The 23146-nt window shown below is 71.1% G+C and carries 21 protein-coding genes; 7 read left to right on the top strand and 14 right to left on the bottom strand.

Annotated elements, in window-relative coordinates; all coding sequences use genetic code 11:
* Positions 1-282: 282 nt before the first annotated feature.
* Entirely contained in the window at positions 283-870 is a 588-nt protein-coding gene (locus AC5P09_RS18850) for a DM13 domain-containing protein (protein ID WP_493875060.1), read from the bottom strand.
* Between the two features lie 276 nt (positions 871-1146).
* On the opposite strand from AC5P09_RS18850, the gene AC5P09_RS18845 reads away from it, so the two are divergent.
* Positions 1147-2370 (top strand): trypsin-like serine peptidase, encoded by a 1224-nt coding sequence (locus AC5P09_RS18845; RefSeq protein WP_493874994.1) that lies wholly within the window; start codon positions 1147-1149, stop codon positions 2368-2370.
* A 279-nt stretch (positions 2371-2649) separates the two neighbouring features.
* Entirely contained in the window at positions 2650-3852 is a 1203-nt protein-coding gene (locus AC5P09_RS18840; RefSeq protein ID WP_493874993.1) for a trypsin-like serine peptidase, read from the top strand.
* Between the two features lie 91 nt (positions 3853-3943).
* On the opposite strand, the gene hflX is transcribed toward AC5P09_RS18840, so the two are convergent.
* The 6 genes from hflX to miaA form a co-directional block, all read right to left on the bottom strand.
* Positions 3944-5437, bottom strand: a complete 1494-nt coding sequence (gene hflX / locus AC5P09_RS18835) for a GTPase HflX (RefSeq protein ID WP_493874992.1) — start codon at positions 5435-5437, stop codon at positions 3944-3946.
* 169 nt (positions 5438-5606) lie between these two features.
* Positions 5607-7109 carry a M1 family metallopeptidase gene (locus AC5P09_RS18830; RefSeq protein WP_493874991.1) on the bottom strand — a complete coding sequence of 501 codons (1503 nt, stop codon included), beginning with the start codon at positions 7107-7109 and terminating at the stop codon, positions 5607-5609.
* Positions 7110-7244: 135 nt separating this feature from the next.
* Positions 7245-9428, bottom strand: a complete 2184-nt coding sequence (locus tag AC5P09_RS18825) for a RelA/SpoT family protein (RefSeq protein ID WP_493874990.1) — start codon at positions 9426-9428, stop codon at positions 7245-7247.
* Between the two features lie 210 nt (positions 9429-9638).
* Positions 9639-10508 carry a diaminopimelate epimerase gene (dapF, locus tag AC5P09_RS18820; RefSeq protein WP_493874989.1) on the bottom strand — a complete coding sequence of 290 codons (870 nt, stop codon included), beginning with the start codon at positions 10506-10508 and terminating at the stop codon, positions 9639-9641.
* 77 nt (positions 10509-10585) lie between these two features.
* Positions 10586-11089 (bottom strand): hypothetical protein, encoded by a 504-nt coding sequence (locus AC5P09_RS18815; protein WP_493875059.1) that lies wholly within the window; start codon positions 11087-11089, stop codon positions 10586-10588.
* Positions 11090-11197: 108 nt separating this feature from the next.
* Positions 11198-12136, bottom strand: a complete 939-nt coding sequence (miaA, locus tag AC5P09_RS18810; protein WP_307677697.1) for a tRNA (adenosine(37)-N6)-dimethylallyltransferase MiaA — start codon at positions 12134-12136, stop codon at positions 11198-11200.
* Between the two features lie 183 nt (positions 12137-12319).
* On the opposite strand from miaA, the gene AC5P09_RS18805 reads away from it, so the two are divergent.
* Together AC5P09_RS18805 and AC5P09_RS18800 are read left to right on the top strand one after the other, a co-directional pair.
* On the top strand, positions 12320-12652 hold the full coding sequence (locus tag AC5P09_RS18805; protein ID WP_493874988.1) for a hypothetical protein: 333 nt from the start codon (positions 12320-12322) through the stop codon (positions 12650-12652).
* A gap of 24 nt (positions 12653-12676) precedes the next feature.
* Positions 12677-12961: an antitoxin gene (locus AC5P09_RS18800; protein ID WP_493874987.1), complete on the top strand. Its 285-nt coding sequence runs from the start codon at positions 12677-12679 to the stop codon at positions 12959-12961.
* A gap of 182 nt (positions 12962-13143) precedes the next feature.
* Here the strand turns inward: AC5P09_RS18800 and AC5P09_RS18795 are convergent, their stop codons facing one another.
* From AC5P09_RS18795 to AC5P09_RS18775, 5 genes are all read right to left on the bottom strand, one after another.
* Positions 13144-13857 carry a class III extradiol dioxygenase subunit B-like domain-containing protein gene (locus AC5P09_RS18795; protein ID WP_493874986.1) on the bottom strand — a complete coding sequence of 238 codons (714 nt, stop codon included), beginning with the start codon at positions 13855-13857 and terminating at the stop codon, positions 13144-13146.
* 96 nt (positions 13858-13953) lie between these two features.
* Positions 13954-15471, bottom strand: a complete 1518-nt coding sequence (miaB, locus tag AC5P09_RS18790) for a tRNA (N6-isopentenyl adenosine(37)-C2)-methylthiotransferase MiaB (protein ID WP_493874985.1) — start codon at positions 15469-15471, stop codon at positions 13954-13956.
* Between the two features lie 37 nt (positions 15472-15508).
* Positions 15509-16363, bottom strand: a complete 855-nt coding sequence (locus AC5P09_RS18785) for a protein kinase domain-containing protein (protein ID WP_493874984.1) — start codon at positions 16361-16363, stop codon at positions 15509-15511.
* Positions 16364-16457: 94 nt separating this feature from the next.
* Positions 16458-17111, bottom strand: coding sequence for a response regulator (locus tag AC5P09_RS18780; protein ID WP_493875058.1), 654 nt, complete (start codon positions 17109-17111; stop codon positions 16458-16460).
* Positions 17112-17128: 17 nt separating this feature from the next.
* Positions 17129-18079, bottom strand: coding sequence for a sensor histidine kinase (locus AC5P09_RS18775; RefSeq protein WP_493874983.1), 951 nt, complete (start codon positions 18077-18079; stop codon positions 17129-17131).
* Between the two features lie 198 nt (positions 18080-18277).
* Here AC5P09_RS18775 and AC5P09_RS18770 point away from each other — a divergent pair, with 198 nt between their 5' ends.
* Together AC5P09_RS18770 and AC5P09_RS18765 are read left to right on the top strand one after the other, a co-directional pair.
* A complete protein-coding gene (locus AC5P09_RS18770; protein WP_266432967.1) occupies positions 18278-18763 on the top strand; it encodes a cation:proton antiporter regulatory subunit in 486 nt (161 codons plus the stop codon).
* Between the two features lie 4 nt (positions 18764-18767).
* Positions 18768-20003, top strand: a complete 1236-nt coding sequence (locus tag AC5P09_RS18765) for a cation:proton antiporter (RefSeq protein WP_493874982.1) — start codon at positions 18768-18770, stop codon at positions 20001-20003.
* Positions 20004-20093: 90 nt separating this feature from the next.
* On the opposite strand, the gene AC5P09_RS18760 is transcribed toward AC5P09_RS18765, so the two are convergent.
* Entirely contained in the window at positions 20094-20498 is a 405-nt protein-coding gene (locus tag AC5P09_RS18760; RefSeq protein ID WP_493874981.1) for a pyrophosphohydrolase domain-containing protein, read from the bottom strand.
* Positions 20499-20608: 110 nt separating this feature from the next.
* On the opposite strand from AC5P09_RS18760, the gene AC5P09_RS18755 reads away from it, so the two are divergent.
* Positions 20609-21598: a TAXI family TRAP transporter solute-binding subunit gene (locus AC5P09_RS18755; protein ID WP_493874980.1), complete on the top strand. Its 990-nt coding sequence runs from the start codon at positions 20609-20611 to the stop codon at positions 21596-21598.
* 153 nt (positions 21599-21751) lie between these two features.
* On the opposite strand, the gene AC5P09_RS18750 is transcribed toward AC5P09_RS18755, so the two are convergent.
* Complete coding sequence (locus AC5P09_RS18750) at positions 21752-23143, bottom strand: sensor histidine kinase (RefSeq protein ID WP_493874979.1); 1392 nt, start codon at positions 23141-23143, stop codon at positions 21752-21754.
* Positions 23144-23146: the final 3 nt, after the last annotated feature.

The raw sequence follows: 23146 nt of genomic DNA, 5'->3' as shown, positions 1-23146 counted from the left end.
CAGCCGGAGATGGCAGAGGCTTGCTTTTTGGCAGGGGCATGACAGGCCCTTCCATGGGATTTCCCGTTGAAATCTCAAGCAGCACGGTAGTGACCCGTCACGTCACGGGCAACAACGGCTCCGGGATGACAGGGTTTCGATAGGTAGCCCGACCATCGTCGATCCCGGGTGAGGGCAGCCGAAGGCCCGGGCAGGCATGACCGGCGCGGAGAGACACGTGTGGCCGACGTCAGCCGAAGCCCGGGCAGGAGTGACCGGCGCGGCTCGAAGGGCGCCCCGGCGTCAGGCGGCGGCGAGTTCGGCGGCGCCGAAGGACACGTCGAAACGGTCGCACCAGATACTGACGCTGGTGTAGCGGGCGGGGTCGATGTCGGCGGGCAGCGTGTAGTTCTGGCTTCCCTTGTTGCCCTTGAGTTTGCCGAGGCTGACGTACTCCCCGTCGTCGAAGACGTGCCAGCCCGCCTTCCCCTCCTTCACCGGTGCGTCGGTCAGCCACACCCGCAGGTCCGGCCCGTTGCTGGTGTCGAGGTTCTCCAGCCGGACGACGTGGGAGCCGTCGGCCAGTCGTACGAGCTTCACCGTGCCCGATGTCGCGTGCTCGTGGCTGATCAGCTCACCGCTCGCCAGCGCCTGCGGCCCGGTCGCCGAGGAAGCCGACTCGGAGGGAGCCGACTCGGAGGGAGCTGTCGAGGGCGCCACCGTCGGCGGCGCGGAGGTCTCCACGGTCCCGGGCAGGGCCTCCTCGACGGTCTCGTCCTGCCACAGCTTCCACGGCTGGAACCAGTACAGCCCGAAGCCGGCCGCGGCGACCGCCACCACCAGTGCTCCGACGACCAGCGGCCCGGTCAGTACCTTGCGCACGCGCCCCATCCCCGCCCTCACCTCTTGGGAGTTCATTTGATCTCCGCCCCATTCAACGGAAGAGGCAGCCGCCCCGTAACCCCGCAGGAGATGACGGAAGCCTTACGTCGTCCCACTCAGATCCGCGGATCCTTGGATGATGTCCAGCTCAGACAGCTCGTAGCGAAACCGTTGCCGTTCCGCGGGGAGTCCCCCACAGCGAGCGCATAGTGTGTGATGCCGTTCCCACACAACGTGACTCAAGCGCGTGAGCCAACCGATTTCACCTCAGGGGGAGTTCAGACAATGCGACCCATACGGCCGTCCTTCACCGCTCGTCGAGGAAGGAACGCGCGCCGCAGAACCTCCCCCGCGCTGACTGCCGTTGCCCTCACCTCGGCGCTCCTGCTCACCGCCACTGCCTGTGCCTCGGGCGACGCCGAGGCCGGTGGCGAGGCCTCCGCCACGGCCACGTCCGCGGGCGACGGCAAGATCACGATCCCGGACGACCTCAAGGACAAACTCAAAGAGCACGGGATCGACCTCGACAAGTGGAAGAACGGCGCCTGGAAGGACTGGAGCAAGGAGGACTGGCTCCGCGAGGCCGACGAGTACATCAACCCGATCATCGAGGGCCTGTGGGACCCGGACCGGATGCGGGACGCCGAGGACCCGGAAAAGGCCGTCGACGACAGCGACCTCTCCGACGACCAGGGCGTGACCGACCCGGAGCCCGAGCCCGTGGAGGCGAAGGCCGTCGCGCCCACGTACCAGGCCAACGCTCCCGAAGCGGGCAAGGTGTTCTTCGACTCCCCCGAGGGCACGATGGTCTGCTCGGCGACCGTCGTGCAGGACCCGGCCAACCCCGGCAAGTCCAACCTGGTGTGGACGGCGGGCCACTGTGTGCACGCGGGCAAGGACGGCGGCTGGTACCGCAACATCGCGTTCGTGCCGTCGTACAACAACAAGGCCATGGCGACGCAGGAGTTGGAGAGCGCCGCCAAGGAGGAGGTCGCTCCGCTCGGTGTGTGGTGGGGCGACTGGGCGCAGACCTCGGACCAGTGGATCGAGCAGGGCGGGGCGACGGGCGGTGACGGTGCCTCGTACGACTTCGCCGTCATCCATGTGACCCCGGAGGAGGGCAGCGGCGGCAAGTCGCTGGAGGAGACGGTCGGTTCCGCTCTGCCGGTGGACTTCAAGGCGCCGGCCGTGGCGAAGGTCGCGAGCATCACGGCGACCGGCTACCCGGCCGCGGCACCGTTCGACGGCCAGACCATGTACCAGTGCGAGGACAAGCCGGGACGGCTGTCGATCAGCGCCCCGGACCCGACGATGTACCGCATCGGCTGCACCATGACGGGCGGTTCGTCGGGCGGCGGCTGGGTCGCGGCCGGCTCGGATGGCAAGCCGGCGCTGGTCTCCAACACCTCGATCGGCCCGGTGACGGCGGGCTGGCTGGCCGGTCCGCGGCTGGGTGAGGTGGCCGAGGGCGTGTACGCCTCGGTGAGCGACAAGTTCGCGGGCCAGTGACCGCCCGCTGAACACGGACGGCGGTGGGGCGGGTTGGGGAGACCTTCACCGGCTCACCGCCGTTCACCCTCAACTCCCCGGGCATAGTGGTGTGTCGTCCGCAAGGGAGATCCAGAGATCCGGAATTCCATGGACCCGGAATCCCATGGACCCGGAGATCCATGGACCCGGAGTTCCGGAGAACCAGAGTTCCGGAGATCCACAGGGATCCGCCCTTCGTGTGACAAGCACTGTGCCAAGCACACGGCGTTCGCACGTTCCCACGGGGGTTATCGCACCATGCGCTCCACACGTACGCCCGCAGCTCCACGCCACGGGCGGCGCACCCACACCTTCCTCGCGGCCACCGGCCTCGTCGCGGCCCTCGCGCTGGCCGCGACCGCCTGCGGTGGCTCGAGCGAGGACACCGCCGGCGACAAGCCCGGGGCCACCACGTCCCAGGCCGCGAGGGACAAGGTCGAGATCCCCGCCGGTCTCGCCGACAAGCTCAAGGAGCACGGCATCGATGTCGACGACTGGGCGGCCGGCGGCTGGAAGGACTGGAACAAGGACACGTGGCTCAGTGAGGCCAAGGACTTCGTCAACCCGGTGATCGAGGGCCTCTGGAAGCCCGAGCGGATGCAGTCCGCGAAGGAGGCCGACAAGACGGTCTCGACGCAGGACGCCGCCGCCGACCAGGGCGTGAGCGACCCGGAGCCGGTGCCCGTCGAGGCCACGGCCGAGAAGACGCCGTACCACCGGAACGCGGCCCCGGTCGGAAAGATCTTCTTCGACTCCCCCGAGGGTCCGATGGTCTGCTCCGGCACGGTCGTCACGGACGTGAACCACCCGGGCAAGTCCAACCTGGTGTGGACGGCCGGCCACTGCGTGCACGCCGGCGGCAGCGGCGGCTGGTACCGCAACATCGTCTTCGTCCCGGCGTACAACGACCTCGGCAAGTCCGAGGCGCAGCTCGCCGACGCCCCCGCCTCGGAGATCGCGCCCTACGGCAACTGGTGGGCCGACTGGGCCTCGACGTCGAACGGGTGGATCGAGGGCGGTTCGGAGACCGGCGGCGCGGGTGCCGCGTACGACTACGCGGTGCTGCATGTGAAGCCGGAGTCGGGCTCGAAGTCCCTGGAGGAGACCACCGGCGCGCTGGACGTCGACTTCTCCGCCCCGTCCGCGAGCGAGGTCGCCACGATGGGCGCCTGGGGCTACCCGGCCGCGCCCCCGTACAACGGCCTGAAGATGTTCAAGTGCCTCGACCGGCCGGGCCGGTTCTCGCTCAGCGCGGGCCTGCCGACGATGTACCGCATCGGCTGCACCATGACGGGCGGCTCGTCCGGCGGCGGCTGGTTCCGGGTGGTGGACGGCGAGACCAGGCTGGTCTCGAACACCTCCATCGGCCCGACCGACAACACCTGGCTGGCGGGCCCGCAGCTCGGCCAGGACGCCGAGACTCTCTACGAGAACATGAGCACGACGTACGGCGGTCAGTGATCCGCGCACGCTGACGGCCCGCCGCCTGGCACGCTGAAGGCCCGCCGCCTGCGACGAGCAGACGGCGGGCCTTCAGGCTGTGCTACGACGGTCAGACGAGCGGCGCCGGAACGTACGGCGCGAGATCCGCCGCCAGTTCCTCGTGCACCCGTGCCTTGAGCAGGGTGCCCTCCGGGGTGTGCTCCGCGGAGATCACCTCACCCTCGTCGTGAGCGCGGGCGACCAGCTTGCCGTGCGTGTACGGCACGAGCACCTCGACCTCGACCGACGGCCGCGGCAGCTCGTTGTCGATCAGCGCGAGCAGTTCGTCGATGCCCCGGCCGGTGCGGGCCGAGACCGCGATCGAACGCTTCTCGATCCGCATGAGCCGCTGAAGCGTCAGCGGGTCGGCCGCGTCCGCCTTGTTGATCACGACGATCTCGGGTACGCCGGTGGCGCCGACGTCCCTGATCACCTCGCGTACGGCGGCCAGCTGCTCCTCCGGGTCCGGGTGCGAGCCGTCCACCACGTGCAGGATCAGGTCGGACTCGCCGACCTCCTCCATGGTGGAGCGGAACGCCTCGACCAGGTGGTGCGGCAGGTGCCGTACAAAGCCGACGGTGTCCGCGAGCGTGTACAGGCGGCCGCTGGGCGTCTCCGCCCGGCGCACGGTCGGGTCGAGGGTCGCGAACAGGGCGTTCTCGACCAGGACGCCCGCGCCTGTCAGCCGGTTCAGCAGCGAGGACTTGCCTGCGTTGGTGTAGCCGGCGATGGCGACCGACGGCACCTTGTGGCGCCTGCGCTCCTGGCGCTTGATCTCGCGGCCGGTCTTCATGTCCGCGATCTCCCGGCGCATCTTCGCCATCTTCTCGCGGATCCGACGCCGGTCCGTCTCGATCTTGGTCTCACCGGGACCACGGGTGGCGAGGCCGCCGCCCTTGCCGCCGCCCATCTGACGGGACAGCGACTGACCCCAGCCTCGCAGCCTCGGCAGCATGTACTGCATCTGCGCGAGCGCGACCTGCGCCTTGCCCTCTCGGGACTTGGCGTGCTGGGCGAAGATGTCGAGGATCAGGGCCGTACGGTCGATGACCTTGACCTTGACGACGTCTTCGAGGTGGATGAGCTGGCCCGGGCTGAGCTCACCGTCGCAGATGACGGTGTCCGCGCCCGTTTCGAGCACGATGTCGCGCAGCTCCTCGGCCTTGCCGGAGCCGATGTAGGTGGCCGCGTCGGGCTTGTCGCGGCGCTGGATCACGCCGTCGAGCACCAGCGCGCCCGCGGTCTCCGCGAGAGCGGCGAGCTCCGCGAGGGAGTTGTCCGCGTCCCGCGCGGTCCCCGTGGTCCAGACGCCGACGAGCACGACCCGCTCCAGGCGGAGCTGGCGGTACTCGACCTCGGTGACGTCCTCGAGCTCGGTGGAGAGGCCCGCGACACGGCGCAGGGCCGCGCGCTCGGAGCGGTCGAACTGGTCGCCGTCCCGGTCTTCGTCGATCTCGTGGCTCCAGGCGACGTCCTCTTCCATCAGGGCATCGGCCCGGAGACTTTCGGGGTAGGCATGCGCGAAGCGCTCAGTGTCCTGGGAAGAAGATGAAGAGGAGGTCATTGGGTCCTTACGTCGATGAGGATTCCGATAAAGCGCGACAGAGCCGAAGCGGAAGCTTCTGAGCCGATCCGTCACTGCTCACAACGCACGAGTGCCCCGGGAGATTCCCGTGTCCCGTGCCGCGCCGACCTGAAGATGGTCGCACGGCACGGCCCGTCTCGTCACCGTGTTATTTCACAGCGGCCGACCGGGGTGTGGCCGACTTCCAGTCCGGGTGGCCGGGCATCGGAGGGGTCTTCGCGCCGTACAGCCAGCCCTCGAAGAAGTCGCCCAGTTCCCGTCCGGAGATCTCCTCGGCGAGCTCGACGAAGTCCGCGGTGCTGGCGACACCGTCCTGGTGGCGGTTCACCCAGGCCCTCTCCAGGCGTTCGAAGGCCGGGCGGCCGATCTCCTGGCGCAGTGCGTACAGGACCAGCGCGGCGCCGTCATAGACGTTCGGCCGGAAGATGCTGATCTTCTGGCCGGGGTCGGGCGCCTTCGGGGCGGCGGGCGGTCCGCCGGCCGCGCGCCAGCGGTCGGAGGCGCCGTACGCCGCCTTCATCCGCGCCTCCACGGGCCGGTCCGCCTTCTCCTCCGTGTACAGCGCCTCGTACCAGGTGGCGTGCCCCTCGTTCAGCCACAGGTCGGACCAGGTGCGGGGGCTGACGCTGTTGCCGAACCACTGGTGGGCCAGCTCGTGCACCATGATCGACTCGACGTACCACTTGGGGAAGCCGGGCTCGGTGAACAGGTCTCTCTCGAAGAGAGAGAGGGTCTGTGTCTCCAGCTCGAAGCCGGTGCCGGCATCGGCCATGAGCAGTCCGTACGTCTCGAAGGGGTACGGCCCGACCTTGCCCTCCATCCAGACGATCTGGTCGGGGGTCTTCTTCAGCCACGGTTCCAGCAGCGCGCGGTCCTTGGTGGGCACGACGTCCCGTACGGGCAGCCCGTGCGGGCCGCTGCGGCGCAGCACGGTGGAGCGGCCGATGGACACCTGGGCGAGCTCGGTGGCCATGGGGTGCTGGGTCCGGTAGGTCCAGGTCGTCGCCCGGCCCGCCCGGTCCACGCCGGTGGGCAGGCCGTTGGCGACGGCCGTGTAGCCCTTGGGCGCGGTGACCCTGATGGTGAACATCGCCTTGTCGGAGGGGTGGTCGTTGCACGGGTACACCAGGTGGGCGACATCGGCCTGGTTGGCCATGGCGAGGCCGTCCGCGGTCCGGATCCAGCCGCCGTCCCGGTCCGCGGCGGACACGGGGTCGCTGGTGTGCCGGACGGTGATCCGCATCCAGCTACCTTCGGGCAACGCTTCCTCGGGCGTGACCACCAGGTCCTCGCCGGCGCTCGTGAAGGCCGCGGGCTCGCCGTCGACCTCGACCGAGTCGACCTTGCCGTGCGCGAAGTCGAGGTTCACGTGGTCCAGCGAAGTCGTCGTCCAGGCGTCGATCGTGGTGACCGCCTGGAGGGGCTTGCTGTTGGTGCCCGGATAGGTGAAGGCGAGGTCATACGACGCCACGTCGTATCCCGGGTTGCCGAGGTACGGGAAGAGGCGGTCGCCGACACCCAGCGGGGTGGCCGGGGCGCTCGCGGCGAGGAGGCAGACGGAGACGGCGCAGGCGAGGAGCGCGGCGGCCTTCCGGCGCCGGGAGGGCGTGATGCGGGCTCGGGGAGCCACGGTGCGGGGGGTGAGCGGCATGCACCACGGCTACCAGCGCGCGCGTGCGGTACGGCGGCGGCGCGCGATCGGCCCACTCGAACGGGTAGCTCAGCAGGACGACGGGGGCCGCGCGCAACCGCGCCCCACGCGCGCGTGCATGTTCCGCAGGCGGTCTCAGGCCCCCGGCGTCTGCGCGCGGCTCACGTCGTACACCCCCGGCACATTGCGCATCGCCCGCATCAGGGCGGGCAGGTGCGCCGCGTCGGGGAGTTCGACGGTGTAGGTGTGGCGTACGCGTTGCTGGCTCGGGGGCTCGACGGTCGCGGAGACGATCTCGGCGCCCTCCGAGGCCATCGCTTCCGTGAGGTCCGCGAGCAGATGCGGGCGGCCGAACGATTCGGCGAACAGGGTGACCCGGCACCCGGTGGTGTCCCCCCAGCGCACGCCGACCTCCGCGCGCCCCGCGCTCTTCATGCGCGCCACGGCCGCGCACTCCACCCGGTGGACGGTCACCGCTCCCCCGCGCACGGAGAAGCCGATCACCTCGTCGGGCGGTACGGGTGTGCAGCAGCCCGCGAGCCGTACGCTCGCGCCGGGCTGGTCGACGACGGCGTTCGCGGCGGCGGGGCGGTCGGCGGTGCGGGGTGTGGGGCCTTCGGAGGCGGTCACGGAGTTCCCGGCGGCGGGCCGGGCCGCTGCCTCGCCGGCCTGGAGGGTCGGAACCGGCCCCTCCTCCTGCGCCTCGGCGGACGCCGGATGCGTTGCCAGCCACCGCTGGATGGCGATCCTGGCGGCGGCCGTGTGGGCGTGGTCCAGCCACTCTCTGGAGGGCTCGGAGGCGGGGTCCTGGCCCATGAGGAGCTGGACGGTGTCGCCGTCCTTCAGGACCGTGCTCAGGGTCGCCAGGCGGCCGTTGACGCGGGCGCCGATGCACGCGTGCGCGTCCTCGCCGTACTGCGCGTACGCGGCGTCCACGCAGGTCGCGCCCTCGGGCAGGCCCAGGGTGCCCCCGTCGGGACGGAAGACGGTGATCTCGCGGTCCTGGGCGAGGTCCTCGCGCAGGGTGGACCAGAAGGTGTCGGGGTCGGGCGCGGCCTCCTGCCAGTCGAGAAGGCGGGAGAGCCAGCCGGGCCGGGTCGGGTCGGCGCGCTCGCCGTCGCTCGAAACGGTCTGCTCCTCCGAAGGAGGAGCGTAGGGATTGCCCAGCGCGACGACGCCGGCCTCGGCGACCTTGTGCATCTGGTGGGTACGGATGAGAACTTCGGCGACCTGGCCGTCCCCGCGGGCCACCGCGGTGTGCAGCGACTGGTACAGGTTGAACTTGGGGACGGCGATGAAGTCCTTGAACTCCGAGACGACGGGCGTCATACAGGTGTGCAGTTCGCCCAGTACGCCGTAACAGTCGGCGTCCTCGTTCACCAGCACCAGCAGACGGCCGAAGTCGGTGCCGCGCAGCCGACCGCGTTTGCGGGCCCTGCGGTGCACGGAGACGAAGTGCCGGGGCCGGATGAGGACTTCGGCAGGGATGTCGGCGTCCCGCAGGACCGTGCGCATCTCGTCGGCCATCTCCGCAAGGGGGTCGTCCGCGCGGGAGGCGTTGTCGACGATCAACTCCCGTGTGTGCTCGTACTCCTCGGGGAGGAGGATCGCGAAGACCAGGTCCTCCAGTTCGGTCTTGAGCGCCTGGACGCCGAGCCGTTCGGCGAGCGGGATGAGGACGTCCCGGGTGACCTTGGCGATGCGGGCCTGCTTCTCGGGGCGCATCACGCCGAGGGTGCGCATGTTGTGCAGCCGGTCGGCGAGTTTGATCGACATCACGCGGACGTCGTTGCCGGTGGCGACGAGCATCTTGCGGAAGGTCTCGGGCTCAGCGGCGGCGCCGTAGTCGACCTTCTCCAGTTTCGTGACGCCGTCGACGAGAAAGCGCACCTCCTCGCCGAATTCCTCCCGGACCTGATCGAGCGTCACGTCAGTGTCCTCCACGGTGTCGTGGAGCAGAGAGGCCGTCAGGGTTGTTGTCTCGGCGCCCAGTTCGGCGAGGATCAGGGTCACGGCGAGCGGGTGTGTGATGTACGGCTCACCGCTCTTGCGCATCTGACCGCGGTGCGAGGACTCGGCCAGGACATAGGCGCGGCGCAGCGCGTCGAGGTCGGCGTCGGGGTAGTGCGAGCGGTGGGCCTCGACCACGTGGCCGATGGCGTCGGGCAGCCGGTCGCGGGCGGTGGGGCCGAGCAGCGCGGCCCGGCCGAGGCGGCGCAGGTCGAGCCGGGAGCGGGCCTTCCTGCGGGGCACGGTCGGCAGTACAGGGCCTGCTGTCACCGGGCCTGGGCTCGCGGGATTCGTGGCCTCCGCACTCATGGGCACCTCCGGCTGCGTGGACCGGCGGACGGGGTGCCCCAGGGCGGACACGGCTCGGGGGATGGCATCGCTCCCCCGTCCGGGCCGGTGCTTGATGCTACCGAGCCCATCACGTGCGCCTGACCGCCTCTCGCCGAGCGTGAAAAGGATCACCCATTCGAGCGACGGTTTGGAGGTTTACGGTTTCGTGTCCCGTGATCAGCGGCGGTGTCAGCGAGCGGACCTTTCCAGCCACTCCGCGTCGATCCGGCCCTCGGCGACGATCACCGCGGGGCCGGTCATCTCGATCTCGCCGTCGGGCCGCTCGGTGATCACCAGGGTGCCGCCGGGCAGGTCGACGGTGTACGTCGCCGGGATTCCGGTGACGGTCGGGTCGGCGCCGTCCCGTCGGGCGGTGGCGACGGCGACGGCGCACGCGCCCGTGCCGCACGAGCGGGTCTCGCCGGAGCCGCGCTCGTGCACACGCAGGGCGACGTGCCGGGGGCCGCGGTCGACCACGAACTCGACGTTCACCCCGTCCGGGTAGGCGGTGGCCGGGCTGAAGGGCGGCGGGGAGTACAGGTTGCCCGCGTGCGCGAGGTCGTCCACGAAGGCGACGGCGTGCGGGTTGCCCATGTTCACGTTGCGCGCGGGCCAACTGCGCTCCCCGACGCTGACCGTGACGTCCCCCTCGGGGAGGACCGCCTTGCCCATACCGACCGTGATGTCGCCCTCCTTGGCGATGTGCACGGTCTTCACGCCGCCGCGGGTGGCGACCGCCAGGTCGCCGTCACCGGCGTACCCGGCGCGCTGGAGGTAGCGCGCGAACACCCGCACGCCGTTGCCGCACATCTCCGCGATCGAGCCGTCGCCGTTGCGGTAGTCCATGAACCACTCCGCCTCGGCCGCCATGTCCTTGGCCTCGGGGTGGGCCGCGGACCTCACCACGTGCAGCAGGCCGTCACCGCCGATGCCGGCTCGGCGGTCGCACAGGGCGGCGACGGCGGCCGGGGGCAGGTCGATGGCGTTGTCGGGGTCCGGGACGATCACGAAGTCGTTCTCGGTGCCATGACCCTTGAGGAAGGCGATCCGCGTGCTCATTCCTCGATCGTACGGGGTGGGTACGACAACCCCGCGCGCGCGGAAAGCTCACCGCGGCCGACCGCCGAAGCTCCGCGTCAGCGCAGCCGGGCCACGCGCCACACGGCAAGCACGACCACCGCGGCGACCACCACGACGTAGGCGATCACGATCCGCCAGTCCGGACGGCGCCCGGAGCCCCGCTGCGGCAGCCCGGGCCACGTGTAACCAACGCGGCGGGCGGCCATCATGCCCCAGCCGGCCGCGCAGGAGCAGATCAGCAGCCCCAGCATGGCGATCACGGCCCCACTGTCGCCGAAGTCGAAGGCCAGCGGGAAGGCGAACATCAGCGAGCCGACCGCGGCCAGGCTCACGATGGGAGCGAGCTGCCAGATGCGCATCCGGCGCTGCGGGCGCAGCTCGACCTCGACCTCCGGGCCGCCCGGGAACATCTCCTCGGGCTCCGGACCGTCGGCGGTCACACCGTCCTGCGTCTCGTCGGGCCCGTCGGGGCTCAGACGGTCGCCGTCCTGCTCCGTTTCACCGCTCTCTGCGGTGAGGGGCTCGGTGCCTTGTGCGGTGTCGCGAGGGCCGGCCTCCATCGCCACGCGCCCTCCCAACTCGGACTCCACTTGGTCGATCGAAGCTCGATGATGGCACGGCGCCGAAGGCCGCGATGACGGCCGGAGCGTCCCGATGCCATGACGTGATCAGGCTGTAACCGGTCGTTCGACCAACGCCAATGCGAGCTGCGGAAGTTCTGTGAGATCCGCCGCGGCCCCACTCAACCAGTGCACCCGGGGATCGCGCCTGAACCACGAATCCTGACGGCGCGCGAAGCGCTTGGTGGCTCGCACGGTCTCGGCCCGCGCCTCTTCGTCGGTGCACTCCCCGGCGAGCGCCGCGAGCACCTGCTGGTAGCCGAGCGCGCGCGAGGCCGTACGCCCCTCGCGCAACCCCTGCGCCTCCAGTGCGCGCACTTCTTCCACCAGGCCCGCGTCCCACATCCGGTCGACCCGGCGCGCGATGCGCTCGTCAAGCTCGGGCCGCGCCACGTCGACACCGATCTGGAAGGTGTCGTAGACGGAGTCATGGCCCGGGAGGTTGGCGGTGAAGGGCCGGCCGGTGATCTCGATCACCTCGAGGGCCCGCACGATACGGCGGCCGTTGCTGGGCAGGATCGCCTGCCCGGCCTCGGGATCGGCGGCGGCCAGGCGCGCGTGCAGCGCTCCCGAGCCGCGCAGGGTGAGCTCCTCCTCCAACCGGGCTCTGACCTCGGGGTCGGTGCCGGGGAACTCCAGGTTGTCGACGGCTCCGCGGACGTACAGGCCGGATCCGCCGACCAGGATCGGCCAGCGGCCCTCGGCGAGCAATGCGTCAATCCTGGCGCGGGCCAGTTTCTGGTACTCGGCGACGGAGGCGGTGACCGTGACGTCCCAGATGTCCAGGAGGTGGTGCGGGACGCCCGCGCGCTCCTCGGGCGTCAGCTTGGCGGTGCCGATGTCCATCCCTCGGTAGAGCTGCATGGAGTCTGCGTTGACGACCTCACCGCCTAGATGCTGGGCCAGGAAAACGCCCAGATCGGACTTTCCGGCCGCGGTCGGTCCGACGACGGCGATGACTCGTGGGGCGGGGGGTGCGCTGCTCACCGCCCCAGTCTCGCAAACCTCAGGACCCCGCCTCGAACGAGTTACGTGACGGCACGCGCGCGGGGTCGTTGCCAGTTGCGAGGTTCTCCGCCGCCCGATCACAGAGGCGGCGGCCCGGGCGGCGCAAACGGACGCACCGGACGACGCGGGATTTCGCCCGCACGAGTAATGTATGGAGTGGATATGGGCGTTTTGGCACGACTTCTCCGGAGGTCGAAGACCACGGAGGAGGCGTCGACCGCCGCCGAGGCGCAGGCCGGCACAGCGACGGCCGAGTCCGCGGCTCAGGAGGCGACAGAGGCGAAGGGGTCGGTCGAGGCTCAGACCGAGGCCGGGACGAAGTCCGAGACGAAGGCCGAGACGAAGGCCGAGCCCAAGGCCGAGGACGCGGTGGAGGAGACGGCGGCACCGGCCGCCGAGGACACCTCCGGCTCCGGCGAGGGCGTCGAGATCCCCAAGCAGCAGTGCGCCGATGAGGCTGCCGACAGCGATGCCGGAGAAGGCGCCCGCACGTAACTGCCCCGCGAGGGAAGGTGGACCATGGGTCTCCTGGACAATTTGAAGACCAAACTCAACCCGGCAAAGGACAAGGTCTCCGGCCTCGCGCAGCAGCACGGGGACAAGATCCAACACGGCATCGACAAGGCCGCGAAGGTCGTTGACGAGAAGACCAAGGGCAAGTACAGCCACAAGATCGAGTCGGGGACGGGCAAGGCCAAGGGCGCCATGGACCGACTCGCGCACAAGGACGGCACGGGCACGGGAGGCGGTACCAGCACACCGCCGGCCTCCCCGCCACCGGCCGGCCCCCCGCCGACTTCCTGAACGGCACGGCACGGCACACCGACGGACGGCCGCGGAGCACCACGCTCCCGGCCGTCCGCCGTGTTCGTCGCGTCCGCCATGACCAGGCCGCCATGACCAGGCCGCCATGACCAGGCCGTCATGACCGAGCCGATATGCCCAGGCGGGCTTGCCAGATCTTGCCAGACCCTCATGACCAGGCGTTATGACCAGGACGCGACCACGTACCCCACCCCGTACGGCGCGTCCTTGTACAGGAGTGTGCCGCCGAGGTGCGTGCCCTCGGCCGCGCCGGCCAGCACCTGCCAAGGGGCCCGGCCGGATGCCTTCAGCTCGTACGCCAGACCCGCGTCCAGCGCCTTGAGGGCCGACACGTCTGCCGAACCCAGCGCACGCGCGACCGCCGCGTCGAAGGGTGCCGCCCGCTCGTCGAGATAGCCCGGCGCCTTGAGTGTGCGGCACGCGCTGGCGTCGCCCATCACCAGCAGCGCCACCCGCTCGGCCCCGGCGGCGATTTCCCCTCCGAGTTCAATACACCGCTCGGCCTCGAGAGGTTCCCCCACGCCGAGTCCCTCGATCGGGGCATCCGCCCATCCGGCCCGTTCCAGCAGCCACGCGGCCACCGCGAGCGAGGGCGGGAGCAGGCGCCCGGCCGCCGTGCCCCGCTTCGCGCCCAGGCGTACGTCGATGTCGACGCCGAACCCTTGGAACGAGCCCCGCGTGCCCTCCGGGTGCGTCCCGCGCCCGCTCCGCTCGGCCGGCCCGACGACGACGAGCCGGTCGGGCCGGGCGGCGGCGAGCACACCCAGCGCATCCGAGCACGCGGCACGGGCGGCGTTCAGTTCGGGTGCGGCACCCGCGGCGACCTCGGGCACGAGCAGCGGCGGGCAGGGGCAGACTGCGGCGGCGACAAGCATGATCGGCAGGGTAACGCCGAGGAGCGGCGGGACGGCAGCCGACGGGAGCGGAACGGCCGTACGTCCCTCCGTCCGTCGACTCTCGACGCGCCGGCGTCAGTCGCAGCCGCAGCCGCTGCCTGTCGCGGCCGAGAGCGGCTCGGGGGCGCCGATCTTCGGGAGGCCGAGCATGACGCCGACCGGCTTGGCGGCCTTCTCGGCGTTGCGCTTCTCCCAGGCGTCGCCCGCGCGCGTGGGGCGCACGGCGAGGGCGGGGCCCTCGGCGAGGAGGTGGTGCGGGGCGGCGTACGTGATCTCGACGGTCACCACGTCGCCGGGGCGCACCTCCTGCTCCGGCTTGGTGAAGTGGACCAGGCGGTTGTCGGGGGCGCGGCCCGAGAGGCGGTGGGTGGCGCCGTCCTTGCGGCCTTCTCCCTCGGCGACCATGAGGTCGAGCGTGCGGCCGACCTGCTTCTTGTTCTCCTCCCAGGAGATCTCCTCCTGGAGGGCGACAAGACGCTCGTAGCGCGCCTGGACGACCTGCTTGGGGATCTGGTTCTCCATGGTCGCGGCCGGGGTGCCGGGGCGCTTGGAGTACTGGAACGTAAACGCTTGCGCGAACCGGGCCTCGCGGACGACGTGCAGGGTCTCCTCGAAGTCCTCCTCGGTCTCGCCGGGGAAGCCCACGATGATGTCGGTGGTGATCGCCGCGTGCGGGATGGCGGCGCGGACCTTCTCGATGATCCCGAGGTAGCGCTCCTGGCGGTAGGAGCGGCGCATCGCCTTCAGGACCGTGTCCGAGCCGGATTGCAGGGGCATGTGCAGCTGCGGCATCACGTTCGGCGTCTCGGCCATGGCCGCGATCACGTCGTCGGTGAAGTCGCGCGGGTGCGGTGAGGTGAAGCGGACGCGCTCCAGGCCCTCTATGGCGCCGCAGGCCCGCAGCAGCTTGCTGAAGGCCTCGCGGTCGCCGATGTCGGAGCCGTACGCGTTGACGTTCTGGCCGAGCAGCGTGATCTCGGAGACGCCCTCGGCGACCAGGGCCTCGATCTCGGCCAGGATGTCGCCGGTCCTGCGGTCCTTCTCCTTGCCGCGCAGCGCCGGGACGATGCAGAAGGTGCAGGTGTTGTTGCAGCCGACGGAGATGGAGACCCAGGCCGCGTACGCGCTCTCGCGCCGCGTCGGCAGGGTGGAGGGGAAGGCCTCGAGCGACTCGGCGATCTCGACCTGCGCCTCCTCCTGGACGCGGGCGCGCTCCAGCAGGACCGGCAGCTTGCCGATGTTGTGCGTGCCGAAGACGACATCCACCCAGGGCGCCTTCTTCACGATGGTGTCGCGGTCCTTCTGCGCGAGACATCCGCCGACCGCGATCTGCATCCCGGGGCGGCTCGCCTTCCTCGGGGCGAGGCGGCCGAGGTTGCCGTACAGCCGGTTGTCCGCGTTCTCGCGGACCGCGCAGGTGTTGAAGACGACGACATCCGCGTCCCCGTCCGACCCCTCGGGCGCGCGCACGTACCCGGCGTCCTCGAGCAGCCCGGACAATCGCTCGGAATCGTGGACGTTCATCTGGCACCCGTAGGTGCGCACCTCGTATGTCTTCACGCCCACTGCCAGGCTCCGGTCGCTGCTGCTCATGCGACAAGGGTAGGCGGTGCGCGGAGTGCGCCCTGCCTCAGCCGGCTCCGGGCCCGGGGACCGGTGTGCCGTCGGCCGACGTGACCGCGAGGGCCGTGGTCCTGCCGTCGGGTTCAATGCGTAGGACGGGGGTGGCCTTGTCCTGGGGGCCGCCGTCGCCGCCGATGGTGATCCAGCCGCTCGCGCCGGGCAGGCCTTGCTGCTCGCGCAGTTCGGACAGTGTGCGGAAGACGTGGGTGGCGGAGGGGTCGGAGACCGCTGGGGTGTTCCAGATGGCCCGGGCTGCGGTCAGCAGGGCGCGTCGTACATCATGATCGCCGGCCGTCCTCCAGGTCGCTGTGCGGGAAGGCGGCGGTGAAGGTGCCGTCGCGGCAGGGCGCGACGGCCTCCGCCGCGAACACCGCGGGGGCCTTGTCCCAGGCACCGGAGTGGGCCAGGGCGGTGTGGACGAGGTCGATCCCGCCGGTGCGCAGGGTCGCGGCCAGCAAGGTCGGGCCGAAGCCAGGTCGCGATGCACGATGCCCTGGCGGTGGATGTCGCGCAGTGCCTCCGCCGGCCGGCCTGCCAGTCGGGCGATGTCGGCGGCGGGCAGCGGGCCGCCGGAGCGCACGCGCGCGGACAGCGACTCGCCGCGCACGTACTGGGTGGCCGGCCAGGGCGGGTCGCCGTCCGGATCGGCGCCCACGACGGACGCCGTGAAGGCTCCGCTCACCTTGCGGGCCGCCGTCGCCTCGCGCCGGAACCTGGCCCGGAAGTGCGGGTCGTCGGCGTATTCGGGGCGGATCACCTTCAGCGCCACCTGGCGCCCCGCGGCACTGCGCGCCAGGTACACCGCCCCCATTCCGCCGGCCCCGAGCCGCAGTTCCACGGTGAACTCCCCGATCCGCCGCACCGCGCCAACGTATCCGCGCCGCCTCGCCGCAGTTCCCCGCTCATCGGCTCCCACCACACGTTCTGGTGAACCGGACCGTGATGAGCCGACAGACTCAGGGATCGATGAGGCCGGCCCGGATCGCGTACCGGGTCAGTTCCAGGCGGTCGCGCATGCCCAGCTTCTGGAGCAGGTTCGCGCGGTGGCGTTCGACCGTCTTGGCGCTGATGAAGAGGAGTTCGCCGATCTCCTTCGAGGTGTGGCCCTCGGCGACGAGCTTGAGGATCTCCTCCTCGCGCTCGGTGATGGCCCGCTCGGGCAGACCGTCGCCCCGGTGGAGGCGGTCGAGGTAGGAGCGGACGAGGGCCCGTTCCGCGCCCGGGTAGATGAACGGCTCGTCCCGTACGGCCGCCCGGCACGCCTCGACGAGGTCGCGGTCGGCGACGGACTTCAGGACGTAGCCTCCGGCGCCTGCCTTGAGGGCCTCGAAGAAGTACTGCTCGTTGTCGTACATCGTGAGGATGAGGATGCGCAGGTCCGGCAGGCGGCGGGAGAGTTCGCGGGCCGCCTGGAGGCCGGTCATCCGGGGCATCGCGACATCGAGGACCGCCAGATCGACGTCCCGCGCGCGTGCCAGTTCGACGGCCTCCGCCCCGTCGCCGGCCTCGGCCACGACAGTGAGGTCCGGCTCATTCTCGAGGATGAGGCGCACGCCTCTCCGTACGAGGGTGTGGTCGTCGGCGAGCAGGACGCGGATCGGGGTCTTCATCGGCGGTCGGGGCGCCATCAGCGACGCTCCGCGGTCGCGGCCGGAATCCGCAGCCGTATGTCCGTGCCCCGCCCCGGGGCGGGTTCCAGGGACAACGCGGCGCCTATGAGGAGGGCACGTTCGCGCATGCCGCTGATGCCGGAGCCCTCCGGTGCCCCGCCCAGGCCCTTGCCGTCGTCGCGTACGAGGAGTTCGACGCCGCCGGTGACCGGGCTCAGCCGCACCTCCGCACGGTCGGCGGCGGCGTGCCGTGCGGTGTTGGTGAGTCCCTCCTGGGCGATGCGGTAGACCACGAGTTCGGACTCCTCGGTCAGCCGGGGCAGATCGCCGGGGACGTGGTGGCGCACGGTCAGTCCGTGCGTGGTGAACTCGGCCGCGAGGGAGCGCAGGGCGCTCGGCAGCCCGAGCTCCTCCAGGACGCCGGGGCGCAGCCGGCGGGCGATGCGGCGGATCTCGTCGAGGCCGGCCCGGGTGGCCTCCTGCGCCTGGCCCACCTCCTCGCGCAGCTCGTCCGGCACCCGGTCGGCGACGCGCTTGAGCTGGAGGAGGACCGCGGTCAGGGTCTGGCCGACCTCGTCGTGGAGTTCGCGGGCGATGCGGTGGCGTTCGCGTTCCTGGGCGGAGAGCGCGCGGGCGGCGCCGGCGGCGCGTTCGGCCTCCAGCCGGTCGAGCATCGTGTTGTACGTCGTGATGAGCGCGGCCGTCTCCGCGGGCCCGGCGACGGGGGCACGGGCTCCGGGGCGCAGCAGGTCGGCCGTCGCCATGGCCCGGCCCAGCCGCTGGAGCGGGGCGAGGCCGATGCGCAGCACGAGCGCGTTGGCGGCCAGCAGTGCGGCGAGGCCCACCACGACCGCGAGCGCCTCGCCCGGCAGGACGGGGGTGGACACGGTGACCGGGCCCAGCAGCAGTGCGGCGGCCGTGATCAGGCCGACGGCGTTGAGCGAGAAGATCCGCCAGAACAACGACACGGTCCCTTTCTCGCCCCTTCCCATCTTCGCGCGCGGCGCGCGGGTACCCGCGCGCCGCACCGTCGCAGCCAGCCTCGCCGCACGCCTTCGTCCTCGTATATCCGTGACGACACCCATGTCGTCACCGTACGGGGCAGTGGGAGCATGCGGAGTTGGCAACCGTGATCATCGAAGCACCGACGAGCAAGGGGAAGAAACGTGTCTGCTCCACGCCTGAGGGCGACGCCGCTGCCGGGTATCGGGGTCCAGTACGACCTCGTCACCCGGGAAGACCGCCATCTGTCCGTGGTGGCGCACCGCGACGGTGCCCGCACGGTGAGCGTGTACCGGGCCGACGATCCCGACTCCTGCGCCCAGTCACTGCGCCTGACCGGTTCCGAGGCGGGCGCGCTGATCGACGCGCTCAAGCCGTCCCACCACAGTGCGAGTCTGCTCTACACCTCGGACCTGGGGCTGGTCGCCGAGCGCGTCGAGGTCGCCGCGGGCTCGCGGTGGAACGGGCGGGTGCTGGGCGAGACCCGGATGCGGACCGAGACGGGCGCGTCCGTCGTGGCTGTGCTGCGGCGGGCGGAGGCGATTCCCTCGCCGGCGCCGGACTTCCGGCTCGTCGGCGGGGACACGCTCATCGTGATCGGCACCCGTGAGGGCGTCGACGCCGCCGCGACGATACTCGGTCGGGAGTGAACCGGTGCACTCCGCGGTTCTGTTGATCGAGTTCGGTTCCATCATTCTCGCCCTCGGCCTGCTGGGCCGGTTCGCCGCTCGCTTCCGGCTCTCCCCCATCCCGCTGTACCTGCTCGCCGGACTGGCCTTCGGCGAGGGCGGGCTGCTGCCGCTCGGGGCCAGCGAGGAGTTCGTCGCGACCGGCGCCGAGATCGGCGTCATCCTGCTGCTGCTGATGCTCGGCCTGGAGTACACGGCCGGCGATCTGATCACCAACCTCAAGTCCCACTACCCGTCCGGTCTCGTCGACTGCGCGCTCAACGCCCTTCCGGGCGCGGCCGCGGCGCTGCTGCTGGGCTGGGGGCCGGTGGCCGCGGTGGTGCTGGCCGGCGTCACCTGGATCTCGTCGTCCGGCGTGATCGCGAAGGTGCTCGGCGACCTGGGCCGGGTGGGCAACCGGGAGACGCCGGTGATCCTCAGCGTCCTCGTCCTCGAGGACCTGGCGATGGCCGTGTACCTGCCCATCGTCACCGCGCTGGTGGCCGGCGCCGGGCTGCTCGCCGGGAGCGTGACCCTGGCGATCGCGCTGGGCGCGGCGGGGCTCGTCCTGTTCGTGGCGGTGCGCTACGGCCGGCTGATCTCCCGGTTCGTCTCCAGCGACGACCCGGAGAAGCTGCTGCTGGTCGTGCTGGGCCTGACGATCCTGGTGGCGGGCATCGCCCAGCAGCTCCAGGTGTCCGCCGCGGTGGGCGCGTTCCTGGTCGGCATCGCGCTGTCCGGGGAGGTCGCGGAGGGTGCGCACACGCTGCTGAGCCCCTTGCGGGACCTGTTCGCCGCCGTCTTCTTCGTCTTCTTCGGGCTCCACACCGACCCGGCCAGCATCCCGCCCGTGCTACTGCCCGCCCTCGCCCTGGCGGTCCTCACCGCCGCGACGAAGATCGCCACCGGGTACTGGGCGGCCCGGCGGGCCGGAATCTCCGTCAAGGGCCGCTGGCGCACCGGCGGCGCGCTGGTGGCACGCGGCGAGTTCTCGATCGTCATCGCGGGGCTGGCCGTGAGCGCCGGCATCGAACCGTCCCTCGGCCCGCTGGCCACGGCGTACGTCCTCATCCTGGTCGTCCTCGGCCCTCTCACCGCGCGTTACACGGAGCCCCTGGCGTCCTTGTGGACCCGCCGCGCCGAAGGCCGCCGGGAGACCCGGGAGGCCTCGTCGCGGGAGGCAGCCGAGGCGGAGGCGGGTGCTTCGGTGGGCGGGGACTGAGCCGTCGGCTGCGTGCGGGCGGGGCCCTGGTGGGGGCACGGGCGACGGAGGCCGACGTCGGACGTGTGGCCGTCTGAATCGTCAGCCCTGTCACTCCCCGCCAGGCACCCACCCCTGTCGGCGCAGCGCTCCCGCCACGTCCGGTGCCTCGTAATGGTCGCCCTTGAGGACCTTGCCGTCGGCCCGGCGGGCTACGCGGCCGTCGGGGCCGCGCTTGGTCATGTTGGAGCGGTGGATCTCGGCTATCACCGCGTCGAGGTCGATGCCGTGGACGAGGGCCGTGCCGTACGCGACGTAGACGACATCGGCGAGTTCGTGTGCGAGCCGGTCGAGCGGGCCGGTGACGGACACCTCGGCGACCTCCGCGGCCTCCTCGGCGAGCAGTTCACCGCGATGGGCGGCCAGGTCGGGCGAGACCTCGGTGGGCGTACTGCGGGCGGCGAGCCCGACGGCGAGATGGAATTCACGGACCAGGTCGACGGGCGAGGAGCTCATACACCGACCCTATCGACCGCCTCGGACAACGCCCTCAGTGAACCCGAGGGCGCCCCTTCGGCACCGCCGCCCCTGGTCAGCACCGTGCCCCGGCTGGCAGGATCGCCCGCATGTCCAGAGTGTTCCCCCGTATCGGCAGGCGCCGGGCCCTGCAGGGCGCGGCCGCCGGGTTCGTCGCGTTCGGGCTGCTGCTGTGGTGGCTGCTGCCCCTGGGCGATGCGCCGCCGAGCGGGACGATCACGTTCAGCACGGGGACGAAGGCCGGCGTCTACCAGGAGTACGGACGGCTGCTCCGCACCGAGCTGGACAAGGACATGCCGAACCTGAACGTGCGGCTGCTGACGAGTGACGGCTCGCAGGAGAACGTCGCGCGCGTGGCGACCGGCAAGGCCGACTTCACGATCGCGGCGGCCGACGCGGTGCAGACGTACACGGGCACCGGAGCCGACCGGCTGCGCGGAGTAGCCCGCCTGTACGACGACTACGTACAGCTCGTCGTCCCGCGCGACTCGGACGTCAGGTCCGTCGCGGACCTCAAGGGCAAGCGCGTGGCCATAGGGCTGCCCCACTCGGGCGTGCGGCTGATCGCCAACCGGGTGCTCAAGGCGGCCGACATCGACGCCAAGAAGGACATCACGCCGATGGCCGACGGGATCGACACCGGCCCGGACCGGCTCAAGCGGGGCGAGATCGACGCGTTCTTCTGGTCGGGCGGACTGCCGACGGCCGGGCTGGAGAGGTTGTCCGCCGACTACGCCTTCCGGTTCGTGCCGATCGGCACCGACATCGTCGCCAAGCTGCACGACCAGGGGGGCGCGTCCCGCTACTACCGCGCCACGAACATGCCGGAGTCGGCCTATCCCGTGGTCCAGAACGGGTCCACGGTGGCGACGATCGCGGTGTCCAACCTGTTGATGACACGCAAGGACATGGACCCGAGGCTCACCGAGTGGGTGACACGGACCGTGCTCGACAGCCGGGACGGCATCGGCGCCCACGTCCACTCCGCCCAGCTGGTCGACGTACGCACGGCGATCTACACGGACCCGCTGGCCCTGCATGATGGCGCCCGGCGTTACTACCGCTCGGTCAAGCCGTAGCCGACGCCGCGCGCGTCGTAGGACACGTCACGCAGATGCCGTACGAACGTCTCTTGGGCCGTCGCAGGAAGCATCACCACGAGACCGGGCGCGCGTGTGCCCCACACGACGCAGCGAGTTTCAGCCACCTGCCGTATCCCATCGTACCGAACCTCACGCAGCCGGACCCGACCGCGGCACCCGTACCGTCACGGTCAGCCCGTGCGGTTCGTGGTGGTCGAAAGTGATCGAGCCGCCGCCCGCGGCGAGCAGGGCGCGGGAGATGGACAGGCCGAGGCCGGAGCCCTTGACGTTCTGGTGGCGGCCGCTGCGCCAGAAGCGGTCGCCGACGCGGGCGAGTTCCTCGTCGGTCAGGCCGGGGCCGTTGTCGGTGACCACGATGGTGGAGGTGCCGCCGTCGGAGGCGACCGTGACCTCGACGGTCTCGTCCTTCGGCGTGAACTTCACCGCGTTGTCGATCACCGCGTCCAGGGCGCTGGAGAGGGTGACCGGGTCGGCCCAGGCGGTGGTGGCCGGGCAGCTGCCCGCCAGCCGTACGCCCTTGGCCTCGGCGGTCGGTGTCCAGGCCGCGACGCGCTCGGCGGTCAGGGCACCGATGTCGGTGACCTTGAGGTCCGCCTCGGCGTGCTCGGCCAGGGCCAGGTCGAGCAGGTCGTCCAGGACGTGCGCCAGACGCTTGCCCTCGGCCTGGACGGAGGCGATCTCCTGGTTGCCCTCCGGGAGCTCGAAAGCGAGCAGTTCGATGCGCAGCAGCAGCGCCGCGAGGGGGTTGCGGAGCTGGTGGGAGGCGTCCGCGACGAAGGCCCGCTGCTGCTCCAGCACGTCCTCGACGTTGTCCGCCATCTCGTTGAACGACCGGGCCAGGCGTCTGAGTTCCGGCGGCCCGCCGGCGGCCGCGACCCGGGACTTCAGGGCCCCGCTCGCGATCGCGTGCGTGGTCGCGTCGAGGACGCGTACGGGCCTGAGGACCCAGCCCGTGAGCCGTAGCGCGGCGCCCACGGCCAGCAGCATCGCGGCGATCTCGCCCGTACCGATGACCAGCCAGCCGTGCAGGATCCGCGAACGCATCTGCCCGGTGGGCGAGTCGGTGACGACGACCGCGACGACGTCACCGTCCCGGATCACCGGCGAGGCGACGACCAGGCGGTTGCGCTGCCAGGGCCACACCTGCTTCGGGTCGTGGCTGCGCCGGCTGAGCAGCGCCTCGTCGAACGCCTCTCGGACCTCGCCCTCCTTGGGGAGGAAGAAGGCCGACGGCGCCTTGGCCATGGGTGTGTCGTTGCGGTAGAAGACGCCCGCCCGGATGTCGTAGACGTCGTAGTAGCTCGTGAGCTCGATGCCCAGCGTGTCCTTGCGCTCGTTCGATTCCCCGGGCGGGTCGGTGACGTACTGGGCGAGGGCCGCGAAACGTGCCGTGTCGTCGATCCGGTCGACGACCACCTTCTGCTGCTGGGCCGCGGCCACGCTGACGGCGAGCGGGATGCCCAGAGCGAGCAGCACGGCCGCCATCAGGATGATGAGCAGCGGGAGCAGACGTGTGCGCACCCG

This window comes from Streptomyces sp. a15 (assembly GCF_059026085.1).
This window is presented reverse-complemented; position numbering and strand designations above follow the sequence as displayed.

Coding starts and splice junctions, on each gene's coding strand:
- AC5P09_RS18850 (WP_493875060.1), bottom strand. CDS start 870: ATGGGGCGCGTGCGCAAGGTACTGACCGGGCCGCTGGTCGTCGGAGCA.
- AC5P09_RS18845 (WP_493874994.1), top strand. CDS start 1,147: ATGCGACCCATACGGCCGTCCTTCACCGCTCGTCGAGGAAGGAACGCG.
- AC5P09_RS18840 (WP_493874993.1), top strand. CDS start 2,650: ATGCGCTCCACACGTACGCCCGCAGCTCCACGCCACGGGCGGCGCACC.
- hflX (WP_493874992.1), bottom strand. CDS start 5,437: ATGACCTCCTCTTCATCTTCTTCCCAGGACACTGAGCGCTTCGCGCAT.
- AC5P09_RS18830 (WP_493874991.1), bottom strand. CDS start 7,109: ATGCCGCTCACCCCCCGCACCGTGGCTCCCCGAGCCCGCATCACGCCC.
- AC5P09_RS18825 (WP_493874990.1), bottom strand. CDS start 9,428: ATGAGTGCGGAGGCCACGAATCCCGCGAGCCCAGGCCCGGTGACAGCA.
- dapF (WP_493874989.1), bottom strand. CDS start 10,508: ATGAGCACGCGGATCGCCTTCCTCAAGGGTCATGGCACCGAGAACGAC.
- AC5P09_RS18815 (WP_493875059.1), bottom strand. CDS start 11,089: ATGGAGGCCGGCCCTCGCGACACCGCACAAGGCACCGAGCCCCTCACC.
- AC5P09_RS18805 (WP_493874988.1), top strand. CDS start 12,320: ATGGGCGTTTTGGCACGACTTCTCCGGAGGTCGAAGACCACGGAGGAG.
- AC5P09_RS18800 (WP_493874987.1), top strand. CDS start 12,677: ATGGGTCTCCTGGACAATTTGAAGACCAAACTCAACCCGGCAAAGGAC.
- AC5P09_RS18795 (WP_493874986.1), bottom strand. CDS start 13,857: ATGCTTGTCGCCGCCGCAGTCTGCCCCTGCCCGCCGCTGCTCGTGCCC.
- miaB (WP_493874985.1), bottom strand. CDS start 15,471: ATGAGCAGCAGCGACCGGAGCCTGGCAGTGGGCGTGAAGACATACGAG.
- AC5P09_RS18780 (WP_493875058.1), bottom strand. CDS start 17,111: ATGAAGACCCCGATCCGCGTCCTGCTCGCCGACGACCACACCCTCGTA.
- AC5P09_RS18760 (WP_493874981.1), bottom strand. CDS start 20,498: ATGAGCTCCTCGCCCGTCGACCTGGTCCGTGAATTCCATCTCGCCGTC.
- AC5P09_RS18755 (WP_493874980.1), top strand. CDS start 20,609: ATGTCCAGAGTGTTCCCCCGTATCGGCAGGCGCCGGGCCCTGCAGGGC.